Source organism: Blastomonas aquatica, assembly GCF_014639875.1.
Lineage (GTDB): Bacteria > Pseudomonadota > Alphaproteobacteria > Sphingomonadales > Sphingomonadaceae > Blastomonas > Blastomonas aquatica.
Window position 1 is genome coordinate 723,736 of sequence record NZ_BMGD01000002.1, and the last position, 12,876, is coordinate 736,611.

12 protein-coding genes are annotated in these 12,876 nt (G+C 63.7%); 3 read left to right on the forward strand and 9 right to left on the reverse strand.

What is annotated here, in order from left to right:
• Positions 1-2,301 carry a bifunctional salicylyl-CoA 5-hydroxylase/oxidoreductase gene (locus IEW00_RS07575; protein ID WP_188513748.1) on the reverse strand — a complete coding sequence of 767 codons (2,301 nt, stop codon included), beginning with the start codon at positions 2,299-2,301 and terminating at the stop codon, positions 1-3.
• 141 nt (positions 2,302-2,442) lie between these two features.
• On the opposite strand from IEW00_RS07575, the gene IEW00_RS07580 reads away from it, so the two are divergent.
• Both IEW00_RS07580 and IEW00_RS07585 read left to right on the forward strand, forming a co-directional pair.
• The gene (locus IEW00_RS07580; RefSeq protein WP_188513749.1) at positions 2,443-3,612 is read left to right on the forward strand and encodes a pyridoxal phosphate-dependent aminotransferase; all 1,170 of its coding nucleotides are present in this window, start codon (positions 2,443-2,445) and stop codon (positions 3,610-3,612) included.
• Between the two features lie 42 nt (positions 3,613-3,654).
• A complete protein-coding gene (locus tag IEW00_RS07585; RefSeq protein ID WP_188513750.1) occupies positions 3,655-5,307 on the forward strand; it encodes a DUF885 family protein in 1,653 nt (550 codons plus the stop codon).
• Between the two features lie 16 nt (positions 5,308-5,323).
• On the opposite strand, the gene IEW00_RS07590 is transcribed toward IEW00_RS07585, so the two are convergent.
• From IEW00_RS07590 to IEW00_RS07615, 6 genes are all read right to left on the reverse strand, one after another.
• Positions 5,324-5,728: a RidA family protein gene (locus tag IEW00_RS07590; RefSeq protein WP_188513751.1), complete on the reverse strand. Its 405-nt coding sequence runs from the start codon at positions 5,726-5,728 to the stop codon at positions 5,324-5,326.
• A gap of 23 nt (positions 5,729-5,751) precedes the next feature.
• The gene (locus IEW00_RS07595; RefSeq protein ID WP_188513752.1) at positions 5,752-6,240 is read right to left on the reverse strand and encodes a VOC family protein; all 489 of its coding nucleotides are present in this window, start codon (positions 6,238-6,240) and stop codon (positions 5,752-5,754) included.
• Positions 6,241-6,349: 109 nt separating this feature from the next.
• Positions 6,350-7,711, reverse strand: coding sequence for an FAD/NAD(P)-dependent oxidoreductase (locus IEW00_RS07600; RefSeq protein WP_188513753.1), 1,362 nt, complete (start codon positions 7,709-7,711; stop codon positions 6,350-6,352).
• Positions 7,704-7,988 carry a (2Fe-2S)-binding protein gene (locus IEW00_RS07605; protein WP_188513754.1) on the reverse strand — a complete coding sequence of 95 codons (285 nt, stop codon included), beginning with the start codon at positions 7,986-7,988 and terminating at the stop codon, positions 7,704-7,706. The genes IEW00_RS07600 and IEW00_RS07605 overlap by 8 nt, the downstream gene beginning before the upstream one ends.
• Entirely contained in the window at positions 7,985-9,160 is a 1,176-nt protein-coding gene (locus tag IEW00_RS07610) for an NAD(P)/FAD-dependent oxidoreductase (protein ID WP_188513755.1), read from the reverse strand. The genes IEW00_RS07605 and IEW00_RS07610 overlap by 4 nt, the downstream gene beginning before the upstream one ends.
• A gap of 5 nt (positions 9,161-9,165) precedes the next feature.
• Positions 9,166-10,086, reverse strand: a complete 921-nt coding sequence (locus IEW00_RS07615; protein ID WP_188513756.1) for a dihydrodipicolinate synthase family protein — start codon at positions 10,084-10,086, stop codon at positions 9,166-9,168.
• A gap of 158 nt (positions 10,087-10,244) precedes the next feature.
• Between IEW00_RS07615 and IEW00_RS07620 the strand changes: the two genes are divergently transcribed.
• Positions 10,245-11,141 carry a LysR family transcriptional regulator gene (locus tag IEW00_RS07620; RefSeq protein ID WP_188513757.1) on the forward strand — a complete coding sequence of 299 codons (897 nt, stop codon included), beginning with the start codon at positions 10,245-10,247 and terminating at the stop codon, positions 11,139-11,141.
• 15 nt (positions 11,142-11,156) lie between these two features.
• Here IEW00_RS07620 and IEW00_RS07625 read toward each other — a convergent pair whose 3' ends face one another.
• Both IEW00_RS07625 and IEW00_RS07630 read right to left on the reverse strand, forming a co-directional pair.
• Positions 11,157-12,611 (reverse strand): sodium:solute symporter family protein, encoded by a 1,455-nt coding sequence (locus IEW00_RS07625; protein WP_188513758.1) that lies wholly within the window; start codon positions 12,609-12,611, stop codon positions 11,157-11,159.
• Positions 12,608-12,874, reverse strand: coding sequence for a DUF3311 domain-containing protein (locus IEW00_RS07630; protein ID WP_188513759.1), 267 nt, complete (start codon positions 12,872-12,874; stop codon positions 12,608-12,610). The genes IEW00_RS07625 and IEW00_RS07630 overlap by 4 nt, the downstream gene beginning before the upstream one ends.
• Positions 12,875-12,876 lie beyond the last annotated feature (2 nt).

Sequence of the window (12,876 nt, forward strand, 5' to 3'; positions counted from 1 at the left end):
TCAGCCCCTCAACGCCGCTTCCTGCTCGGCTGCGCGCTGCATGTTGCGCGCCAGCTGGCCCATGCCGCTGAGATAGGCTGGCGGAACCGCGACGTGGCGATACTCATGCTGCGCCGCCGCGCGCAACGTCCACATCGGGTCGATCATGTGCGGACGGCCCAATGCGACAAGATCTGCTCGACCGGCAGCGAGGATCGAATTGACATGATCGGTCTCGTAGATGTTGCCCACTGCCATGGTCGAGACCCGCGCCTCGTTGCGGACCTGATCGGCGAACGGGGTCTGGAACATGCGGCCATAGACCGGCTGGCAGTCGGCCCAGGTCTGGCCCGCCGAAACGTCGATGAGGTCTGCGCCCGCCTCGTGGAAGGCCTGGGCGATCAGCACGGCCTCTTCCGGGGTCACGCCCTGTTCGCCCATCCAGTCGGTCGCCGAAATGCGCACCGACATTGGTTTGTGCGAGGGCCATGCGGCGCGCATCGCGGTGAAGACTTCGAGCGGGAAGCGCAGCCGGTTCTCAAGCGCGCCTCCGTATTCGTCGATGCGGCGGTTCTGCATCGGGGTGATGAAGCTCGAGAGCAGATAGCCGTGCGCGGCGTGCATCTCGACCATGTCGAACCCGGCGTCGATCGCCATCTGCGTCGCCGCAACGAACTGGTCGCGGACCATGTCCATATCGGCGCGGGTCATCGGGCGCGGGGTCTGGTTTCCGGCGCTCCAGGGGACGTCGGATGCCGCGATCAATGGCCAGTTGCCGCTGTCGAGCGGCTCATCCATCCCCTCCCAGCCCAATTTGGTCGAACCCTTGGCGCCCGAATGGCCCAGCTGCAGGCACATCTTCGCCTTGCTGTTCTGGTGGACGAAGCCGGTGATCCGTTGCCACGCGGCGACATGCTCGGGCGCGTACATTCCGGGGCATCCCGGCGTGATCCGGCCGTCGGGCGAAACGCAGGTCATCTCGGTATAGACCAGCCCTGCGCCGCCCTGCGCGCGGGTGCCGTAATGGACGAAGTGGAAGTCGCCCGGTGTGCCATCGGTTGCGCTGTACATCGCCATCGGCGAGACCACGATGCGGTTGGCCAGCGTCATCTCGCGCAGCTTGAACGGCGCGAACATCGGGGGTGCGCCGGTGTCGCGCCCGCCCGGGGCCTGCGACTGGAACCAGCGCTCGACGCCCTCGAGCCAGCCCTTGTCGCGCAGCCGCAGGTTCTCGTGGCTGACGCGCTGCGAGCGGGTGAGCAGCGAATAAGCGAACTGGATCGGTGCGAACGGCAGGTAGCGGTCGAGCGTCTCGAACCATTCGGTCGAGTTGCGCGCGCTGTTCTGCAGCTTGAGCACCTCGATGCTGCGCTCGGCCTGATATTCCGCCAGCGCATCGGCACGCGACAGCCCGGGGCGGTTAAGCACCTCGGCCAGCTTGATCGCATCCTCGAGCGCGAGCTTGGTGCCCGACCCGATCGAGAAATGCGCAGTGTGCGCCGCATCGCCCAGGAGGATGAACTTGTCGTACGACCACTGGCCGGTGATGATCCGGCGGAAATTGAGCCACGCCTGGGGTCCGCGTAAGTGGGTGGCGTTGGACATCAGCGTGTTGCCGTCGAGATATTTGGCGAAAAGCTTTTCGCACAAGGCGATCGCCTCGGGCTGGTCCATGTTGTCGAGGCCCAGGCCTGCCCAGGTTTCGGGTGCCATCTCGACGATGAAGGTCGAAAGCGTATCGTCGAAACGATAGGCATGCGCCCAGACCCAACCCGCCTCGGTCTGCTCGAAAGCGAAGGTAAACGCGTCGAACTGCTTGGTGGTGCCGAACCAGAAGAATTTGTTCTTCTTGACCTGAATATCGACATCGAACTTGTCGACATGCGCGGTGCGGATGCGGCTGTTGGCGCCATCGGCGGCGATGACGAGGTCGAACTCGGCCCAGTCGGCAGGATCGGTGCTCGCCTCATGCTCGAAGTGGAGCCCGATCCCCAGATCAATCGCGCGTTGCTGCAGGATGGCCAGCAGCCGCTTGCGCCCGATACCGATAAATCCGTGCCCGCTCGAACGGATGCATTCGCCGTGGATATGAACGTCGATGTCGTCCCAATGCGTGAACTCGTCACGGATAGTGGCGCCGCTGACGGGATCGTTTGCCATCAGATTGTCGACGGTCTGGTCCGAAAACACCACGCCCCAGCCAAAGGTATCATCGGGACGATTGCGCTCGTACACATCGATGACATGCTCGGGGTTATGCAGCTTCATCGATATCGCGAAATAGAGGCCTGCTGGCCCACCGCCGACGCATCCGATCTTCACCGCTTCATTCTCCATCGCCTGAGACTCGATTCATCAAAACCTACGCCGCGCTCCTATTTGCTTCAAGCTTAAAAATTTAAGCTTGAAATATCGTATATCACGCAATTATTCACGTGTAGAAGAATCATCGGAGGGAATCTTATGAAGTGGCCAGCACAGCGCCTGATGTCGGGATCGAAGAAGAGCTTCGGGATGTACGACGAGGCCTCGAAGCTCGATGCGCAAGGCGTGGACCTGATCCATCTCGAGTTCGGGCGGCCCCATGCCGATACGCCTGCCCATATCAAGCAGGCGACCAAGGACGCGCTCGATGCCGGGATCGTGCATTATGGCGACTTCCGCGGCACCTTGTCCTTTCGCCAGGCGCTGGTCAAAAAACTGCGCGATTTCAACAAGCTCGATTATGGAGTCGATGAGGTTCTGGTCACCAACGGGCTGACCCACGCTTCGTTCGCCGCGTTCATGGCGGCGATCGATCCGGGTGACGAGGTGATCCTGCTCGATCCCTATTATCCGCAGCACATCGGCAAGACCGAGCTCGCCGGTGGCAAGGTAGTGATCGCCGGGCTCGACAAGGCCAACAACTTTGCGATCTCGAAAGAGAAGATCGCCGAGAAGATCACCGATCGCACCCGGATGATCGTGCTGATCAATCCGGCCAACCCTACGGGCCGGGTTTATACCCGCGAGGAACTGCAGAACATCGCCGATCTTGCGATCGAGCACGACCTGCTGGTGCTGTCCGACGAGGTGTATGAATACATCACCTATGACCAGGCGCAGCATATCAGCATCGCCAGCCTGCCGGGAATGCGCGAACGCACGATCACCTGCTTTGCCTTCACCAAGGCTTATTCGATGGATGGCTGGCGGATCGGCTATGTCACCGCCGATGCCAAGTTGATGCCCGCGATCCTGACCATAGCGATGACCGACGTGACCCATGTCAACGTGTTCATCCAGGAAGGCGCGCGTGCCGCGGTCGAAGGTCCGCAGGATGCGATGCTGGCGATGGTCGAGGCCGACCGGCGCAAGCGCGACATTGTCGTCCAGGCGCTGAACCAGATGCCCGGGGTCACCTGTGCCGCGCCTGAAGCGACGATCTATGCCTTTCCCGACATCAGCGGCACCGGGCGCAGCTCGCAGGATATCGCCATGTCAATCCTAAAGGAAGCGCATGTCGTGGTAGAGGCGGGAAGCTTTTACGGTCCGGCGGGCGAAGGCCATTTGCGGGTCTGTTTCGGTTCGGAATCCGAGGCAAGGGTGACCGAGGCGATGGAGCGGCTGAGCCGGTTCTTCAACGCGCTTTAGCCGATATTGATCACACGCGCCGTCACGACAGGGAGAATTGGCATGAAACTGAAAATGCGTCTGGTGGCAGCCTTGCTTGCCCTTCCTGTCGTGACACTGACGCCGTCCATGCCTCTGTCTGCGCAGACCGCAGCCGCGCAGGCAAGCCATGCCGATCTTGTGGCGCTGTACGACGAATTTCGGGCGTTCGTCGCGCCCCCGATGGTGGATGGCGTTCCCGATTACTCGCCAGCGGCGATGGCGCGCCAGTATGACGGTCTGCGCAAGTTGCAGGCAAGGCTGAACGCGATCGACGACAGCGGTTGGCCGGTGAGCGAGCGTGTCGATTACATGGTGGTCAAAGCCGAGATGCACGGGCTGGAATTCCAGCATCGCGTGATGCAGCCGTGGAAGCATGACCCGGCATTCTACAGCACCACCAACCTGGGCTTTGGCCCCAAGATGCACGGTGCCTTCGGCATACCCAGGCTGCCGCTCGATGCCGACAGGCTGGCCCCGTTCAAGGCGAAGCTCGAGGCCGTGCCCGAGGCGCTCGCGCAGGCCCGCGCCAACCTGACCGCACCGCGCGGCGACCTTGCCCGGCTGGCGATCGTGCAGAAGCAGGTTGAGATCAATGTGTTCGGCGAACTGGCACAGTCTGCCGCCAGGCTGCAGCCCGAACTGGTCGAGCCCGCGAAACGCGCGCAGACGGCCGCCGCCAACTTCAAGGCCTGGCTCGAATCGATCGAAGCGGGGCTTCCCGCCCATGGCGGTGTCGGCAAGGACAACTACGCCTGGTACCTCAGGAACGTGCTGTTGCTGCCGTATACGCCCGATGAGGTCGCCGTGATCGGCGAACGCGAATACCAGCGGCAGGTGGCGTTCCTCAAGATCGAGGAGCATCGCAACCGTGATATCGCGATGCCTGAACCGGTCAAAACGCGCGCTGAATTCGATGCCAAGCGCAAGGCCGAGGACGAGCACCTGCTCAAGCTGCTGCGCGACGGGCAGTGGGTGACGATCCCCGATTATGTCGAGCATGATCCCGAAGAGGGACCGTACCAGTTTCCGTTCGAGCGGGATCCCTCCAAGCCGGGGCTGTTCGATCCGCCGCTCAACCTGCATTTCTTCTTCCAGGCCGAGTTCCGCGACGGGCTGCCGCTGCGCGCGCACAACCTGCCCGGGCATATGTTCGATTCGCTCCAGGCCGCACGCGACACGCGGCCTGTTCGCGGCAAGCCCCGATTGTTCTTCGTCAACGGGCTGCGCAACGAGGGCTGGGCGTTCTATCTGGAGGAAATGATCCTGCAGGCCGGCATGCTCGAGGATCGCCCCAAGACGCGCGAGATCGACTATATCCTGGGCGCCAAGCGCGCAGCGCGGATCATGCCCGAGCTCAAGATGCAGGCCAACGAATGGACCTGGCAGCAGGCCAATGAATCGCTGATCGCGCGCACGCCCAAATGGATGAAACCCGGCGATGCGGTCGCGCAGTTCGATATCGAATTGTATTTGCGTCAGCCGGGCTATGGCATCGGCTATTATATCGGCAAGGTCGAACTCGAAAAGCTGCTGGCCGATGTCGCGATGCAGCAGGGCGAGGCGTTCGACATCAAGGATTTCCACGACCGCTTCCGCGCTGCCGGATCGATCCCAATTTCGCTGATCCGCTGGGAAATGACCGGGCGTGACGACGAGATCAAGGCCCTGCGCTGACGCCGGGCGACCGGGGTCAGTCGATGACCGCGGTCGCCTCGATCTCTATCAGGAAGTCGGGCAGGGCGAGCGCCTGGACCCCGATCACCGTATTGGGTGCGGGGGTGTCGCCATCGTAGAACGCACCGACCTCGCCCAATACGGGGCCGAGCTTTTCGGGATTGTGATCGACGATATAGGTGCGCAGGCGGACGATATGCGCAGGCGTCGCGCCGACCTCTGCGAGCACCTGCTTGAGGTTCGCCAGCGCCTGCCGGGTCTGCGCGCCGAGATCATCGCCGCCGATGACGTTGCAATCCTTGTCCCAGGCGACCTGTCCGGCAAGGTGAACCGTGCGTCCGCCTGTATGGATCGCCGCGTGCGAAAAGCCATAGCCGACGGCATCATACATTCCGGTGGGATTGATCTTGGTATTGGTCATGTGCTGTTCCTTTGCTGCGGGTGTCAGTCGACGATCTCGAGCTGGTGCCCGAACGGGTCGAGCACATAGACATTCTTCTTGCCCGCCAGTGGCCCTGAATCGATGTGGATGATCTCGAGCGGGGTGCAGCCGTGCGCGGTCAGATAGGCTAGCGCCTTGTCGACATCGTCGACCTTGAGCCCGAGATGATGACCGCCGCGATCGCAGTTGCGCGGAAGATCCGTCCGGCGGTCGTCGGGCTTGTCGTACTGCACCAGCTGGAAATTCATGTTGTCGGTAAGCTTCATCATCACCAGCGTCATCCGCGCGCCGGGCACCCCGACATGGCTTGCCATCCAGTCGGTACCCTGGTCATCGACCGGCATATCGGCGGCATCGAGCGGCCCCATGCGAAACAGCTCTTCTGCGCCGATGACATCGCGGTAGAAGGCGAGCGCCGCGTCAAGATCGGGGACGGTCCACGAGATATGATCGACCGAGATAAAAACGGGCTTGTCCGGTGCTGAGGTCATCTGCTGCTCCCTGATGCTGGAGCGTCATAGTGCGCGGCGCGGGCCGAGCCTGCAACGCAACGGATGCGTAAAAGTTGTTGCCGACAGCGCAATGTTGGGGCGGGGCGGATCATTCGGGTGGCAGCAGGTCGGCGATCGAGACCTGGCGTGCCGGAAAGCGCGCGGTAAACCCCGGGTCGGAGCCGGGGCCTGTTTCAGCGATCATCCGCAAAAGGCTGGGCTCGCAATTGCGCCCCTGGCAGGCCCCCATCCCACAGCGGGTGGCAAGCTTGATCGCGTTGGCCGAACCGCCTGCTGACACCTGACCGGTAAGCGTTGCATGATCGACATCCTCGCAGCGGCAGATGATCGTATCGCCCGCCGGCTTCGGGAAATGATCTGTGGGATCGGCCGCAGCGTCGAGCAGCGCGGCGAAGGCACGGTGCTGCAATAACGCACGGCGCGGTTGGCGTGCGGCGCGATCAGCGGCGTCGGCATCGATCAATCCCAAATCGAGCGCAATGGCGATCCCGGCGAGCGAGCCGCCCGCCGCTGCAGCGGCAGCGCCTGCAACACCTACGGCTTCGCCCGCCGCCGCGATCCCGGGTACCGATGTGCGCATCCATTCATCATGGACACACGCCCAGCCCCCCGCAGGCCCCGCAGGCTTCATCTGCGCACCTGCCATGCGCGGCACTGCGGATTGCGGCACAAAGCCGTAGCACAGTCCCACAGCATCGCACGCGACCTGGCCCTGATTGGTGATTGCGCCCGATACACGGTCGTTGCCGGTCAGCGCCTCGATCTTCGCGCCAAAAAGGACCGGCGTTCCCGCCCGAGCAAGCGTCCGAAGCGCACCGGCGGTCGCCAGCAGATCGGGCGCACGCCGCAAAGCCGCCAGTGGGTGCTTCGTCAGCGCCCCGATCATCGCGCTGCGCGGCTGAGCGAACATCACCGCCGCCACCGTACCTCCCGCAGCGACGATCTGCGCCGCGATCAGCAGTTGGAGCGGGTGGGTTCCGGCGAGCAGCACGCGGCTGCCGACGAGCAATTGCTGGCCCTTAAGAAACGCCTGGATTCCGCCCGCAGCATAGACCCCTGGAAGCGTCCAGCCAGAGACCGGTACCGCCAGATCCTGGCAGCCCGCCGCGATCAGGATATGGCGGGCGCTGATCGTCGTGACGCCCTCGGGTCCCATCGCCATGACCGAGCCCTGCTGCACGCCAATCACCGAATGCTCGCCCAGCCAGGTAATTCCGCTGAGTGCCTGGAACCGTGCGAGCAACTGCTTGAGCGGTGCGTAGCTGCGACCCTCGAGCCAGGCTTGCACTGCAAAGCGGGCAGGGGGCTGTCGTAGTATTTGCCCGCCGGGGCGGGGTTGTTCGTCGATCACGGCGATCGACAGGCCATGACCGGAGAGTGCAACCGCCGCGGCCTGCCCGGCAGGACCGCCGCCGATGATCGCGACATCGAAGTGCTGTAGATCAGCCACGGGTAACGACCTCCATCGCATCGACGGCCTGCGTCAGGCACGCGCGCACCCGGCGTCCGCTGGCAACGAGCGTCACCTGGCATTCGTAACAGCTGCCCATGTTGCAGAACAGGCCGCGAGGCTTGCCGCGCCGATCGGAGCGGAACGCGTCAACACCCGCCGCGAGCATCGCCGCAGCGACGGTCTCGCCTGCAAAACAGGCCAGCGGCTCGCCATCGACGATAATCGTGATCGGCTCGCCGCGCACCACGCCATGGATGATCCGGTCCGCGCTCATCCCATGAACCCGTTCAGATGCTCGAAGCGTGCGGGCGACAGCAGTGCAAGCTCGTCGGCGTCACCTCCTGTCATCGCGTCGGCCAGCATCCGCGCGAAGGTCAGCCCTAAGGTGAACGCCGATCCCCCTGCCGCGACCCACAGCCCCGGTACGCGCGGCACCGGTCCGACGATCGGCAACTGGTCGGATGAAATCGCGGTCACCCCGGTCCAGCTGCGGATCAGGTTGAGCTGGGTGACCCCGGGTACCACGTCGCGCGCCGCGAGCAGATTGCCGGTCAGCGATTCAGGGATCATCTGCGCCCTGGCCGAGAGATCGAACCCTCCGTTCGGTGTCTGGGCGAGCCGCGAGGGCCATCCGCCGCCGATCAGCAGGTTGCCTGCATGCGTCTGCTTGAGCGAGAGCCTGCGCCCGACATGCTGCACCAGATGCGGCACCATCGGCGCGGTACGCTCGGTCGCGTTCATCAGCAGCGCCACCGGATAAAGCGGCATATGGATGTTGACCAGCGCGCAGATCTCCGTACTCCAAGCGCCGGCTGCGACCAGCAACTGGTCTGCGGACAGCGCGAGCCCTTCGCCCTCGACCCGGAAGCGTCCCGCATCGCGTTCAATCGTGCGGACACGGGTTGCGGTGCGGACCGATGCGCCCTCGCGGCGCGCGGCATCGGCGAGCGCAGGGGTGACAGCGCGCGGATCGGCATGGCCTTCATCGGCGGAAAAGTTTGCAGCGAGTATGCCCGGCGAGAGATAGGGCGCAATCGTGCGGGCTTGCTCGCCATCGAGCGTGCGCACCGCCAGGCCCTCATGGCTTTCGCGCGCCGCCTTGCGCTCGAGCAGTGCGACCTGCTCGGCGGTTTCGGCGACCATCAGCCCCCCGTCCATCGCGACATGGAGGTCAGCGGCCAGGTCGCCCTCGATCGTGGCCCAGTCGGTGACCGCGTGGCGGCTGAGCGCGACGATCTGCGCGCCCTGTTCGGCAAGATCATCGCCATTTTCGAGGAAGCGCCGTTCGATCTGGAAGTGGAGCGAGCCCGCATTCTGGCCCGAAGCCCCCGCATTGATGTCGCCGGCCTCGATCAGCACCACCGAGGCACCCTTGCGCGCAAGCTGCCAGGCCGCTGCACAGCCGACCAGCCCGCCCCCGATGATCGCTACGTCTGCCCGCTCCATCGATCCTAGATGCGCCCGAGCTGGACCAAAGTCTCTTTGATTCTTTCGGCGTCCTCGGGGGCGACATCGCGCAAGGGCGGGCGGACATAGCCTCCCGGAAGCCCCTGCGCGTTGAGTGCGGCCTTGAGGATGGCAGGCCCCGATCCGAAGCGCCCGACAAGTTCGGGGGTGTACCAGGCATCGAGGATCACCCGGTCCTGTCGCCCGCATTCGCGCGCACCGGCAATGTCGCCAGCCCACAGCCGGTTGTAGAAATCGGGATGGGTGCGTCCGAGCACCGCGCCAGCGCCCATCGTTCCGTCACCACCGCGCGATTCGAGCAGCGCAAGGCCATGCTCGTCCATCGAATGGCCAAAGATGCGGACCTCGTCCTTCAGCGCGAAAAAGGTATCGACGAACCGGCGCAGGTCACTGGTCGATTGCTTGATCGCGACGACATTATCGAGCCCAGCAATCCGCTTGAGCAGATCGAGCGGCATGTCGATGCCGGTCCCTGGTGGCCAGTTGTAAACGCAGATCGGCAGCCGGGTGCGGTCCGAGATATCGCAGTAAAAGCCGTAGATCTCGTCGGGCAGCGGGCGATAATATGGCGGCGGGGTCACGACGATGCCGTCGAAGCCGCTCGCGGCCGCATGGTCGGCAAGATCGAGCACGCGCTTGGCGGTGAACGCGGTGCACCCGGCAAGCAGCGGCAGCTTGCCGCTCAATTGATTGCCCACTGCAGAAAACAGCGCCTTGCACTCGTCAGCGGTCATGCTGGGCCACTCGCCGGTGGTCCCTGCAATCAGCAGCCCATGCATTCCTTCGGCGTGGAGCCATTCGAGCAATATGCCCAGCGCCGGCAGATCGAGCTCGTGATCCGCATCGAACGGCGTGGTGATCGCCGGGATATATCCCTGCCAATTGGCACGCGATCTTTTGGTCATCAACTCGGCTCCCCCTGTGCAGGACATACAGCACGATGTCCCGTGAGGCCAAGGTGCATTCGCAGCAAGAACATCAAAAGACGAAATTGGTTGCGTTTACCGCAACGGATGGCATTCTTTGTTCTCACGACAGCAACGGATCGCAGGGAGAAACCGGGATGTGGGACAACGCGCTGCATTACTTCTACGAGGCGGCAAACCTCGGTTCGATGCGGTTGGCGAGCGACAAGATCGGGGTGGCGACATCGTCGATCAGTCGCCAGATCGCACAGCTTGAAAGCGAAATGGGGATCGCACTGATCGAGCGCGGTCGCCGATCGATCCGGCTGACCGAAGCGGGACAGCTGGCGTTCGATTACCACAAGAATCAGGTCGCCGACCGCGAGGCGCTGCTTAACCGGATCCAGGAACTGCGCGAGGTGAAATCGGGTCGAATCGATCTGGCGATCGGTGAGGGCTTCTTCGGGCCCTCGTTCACCTCGCTGATCGAAGGCTTCCAGCGGCGCAATCCGGGGATATCAATCACCGTGACCAGCTGCGCGAGCTCCGAGATCATCCGCATGGTGCTCGATGACGAGGCGCATATCGGGATGATCCTGCACACCACCAGCGAACCCAAAATCCGGACCCGGACGACGGTCGAACAGCCGCTGATGGTGTTGTGCGCACCAACGCATCCGGCCGCGGCGATGGAGGCGCTGACCATCGCTGACATCAGCCAGTTCGACCTGTGCCTGCCGCCGCAGGGGTTCCGGATCCGCAGCACGTTGAACCATGCCGAAAAGCGCGCACAGGTGTGGCTCGAGCCTCGGCTGGTCACCACCTCGATCCAGATGATGCGCGAGACAGCCAAGGCCGGGCGCGCGCTGACGGTGCTGCCCCGGATTTCAGCGCTCGCCGAGCTCGAGGAGGGCAGCCTTGTTGCCCGCCCGCTGCTTGATGATGCGATCGAGCACAGCACGGTCAGCCTGATCCACCGGCTGGGTCGCCAGCTGGAGGGTGCGCCCGCCCGGCTGATGGGTGTGCTTGAAGCGCGGCTGAAAAGCTGGAGCTGACCGCTCGCCAGCCGTTCAGGCGGCCTGTGTTCGCAGAGCAGGCTGCCGGGGCCACGCGATGCAGACCATTGCAGTGACGCTGGCGTTGACCGCCATCGCAATCAGGCCATGGTCCCAGTGCGGCAGCAGCGTGTTCCAGAGCGTCTGCGCCTGCGGCAGCAGCAGCGCACAATAGCCGATCACGATCCCGGTCAGCACGCCCCAGGCATGTGCCCGCTTCCACAGGAAGGCGAAATAGACCCCCGGGGCGAGCATTCCGATCGCGGCATAGGCGGACAGTCCGATCTCGACGAGCGAGCGCGATCCGCCCAATGTCAGCCAGACCGCAATTGCGGCAAACACGATCATCGACAACCGCGAGGCGAGCAACGATGCGCGGTCGGACAGGCGCGGGACGATCGGCAGCAGGATGTTCCGGCTGAAGATCGATCCAGCGGTGAGCAGCAGCACCGATCCCGGAACCAGCGCGAGCAGGCACGCGGTGCCCGCAAAGATGCCGATCACCCAGGATGGATAGCGATCCGAGACGAACTGCAGCAGCACCGCGTTGGTATCGCCGCCTGCAGGCTCGGTCCCCGCCAGCAAAGCCGCCAGCCCGAGCAGGATGATGAAGAAATAGGATAGCGAATACAGCGGCTGCCAGATCGCGTTGCGACGGATCGTGGCTTCGGTTCCGGCCGAAAAGCACAGCTGGAACAGATGCGGCAGGATCCAGTTGCCCAGCGCGACATTGAGCGCGGCGGTCATTAGCCAGACGGTCGAAAGCCCTGCCTCGGGCTGCAACCCCGGGAGGCGGCCGATATCAGGATACTGGTCCTGTGCCATGCGATAGACGTCGAGCATCGATGCCGCACCGACCTTGGAGGCTACGGTGAGGCACAGCGAGACGACAATCACCACCATCAGCACGTCCTTGACGCCAGCGGCAAACGCTGCCGACCGAAGCCCGGCGAAATAGACGAAGGCGAGCATCACGACCGCAGCGATGATCGCGGCGGCGACTGCCGAGACATCGGTCCCGAGCGTCAGCCGGACAATCAGGCTGAGCGCGACGATCTGGATCTGGACATAGACGATCAGGGCGATGATGCCCGCGATCCCGACCACGACACCCAGCCAGATCGCGTTGTAATGCTTGGCGAAAAAGTCTGCCTGCGTGACCAATCCGAACTTGCGGCCGGCATTCCAGATATTGGGCATCAGCCAGTATCCGATGGTCGCCGACAGCGAAACCGAGGTCAGTGCGAGATACGCCGGGGCCCCGTGGGCCCAGGCAAAGCCCGAGATCCCCAGCACCGCAAAGGTGGTGTAAATTTCGCCCGCGTTGAGGAACCAGAACACCAGCACCCCGAACCTGCGGCCACCGACCGCCCAATCGGCCAGTGTCCGCGCCTTGGCGTGCCGCCGTGCCGAGAGCAGGGCGCCCGCCATCGTGCCCAGCACGACCGCCAGAGTGAGGGCGAGGATCAATGCGCATCTCCTGCGGCGGGCACACCGTCTTCGGGCTCGTCAAATTCGGGGTGTCTGGCATCGATCGAAAAGATGAAGGCGATGATCAGCGAGGTGATGACGATGCCCGCCATCTGCCACACCATCGGAAACGGCAGCGAAAACGGACGCCACGCGACGTCGTTGACCAGCGGGATACCGCCGATCTGCCACAGGAACGGGATCAGCAGCAGCCATCGGTGACGCCGCGACACGGGCTTCGAAGAGAGCACGGGTTGCGTCATGC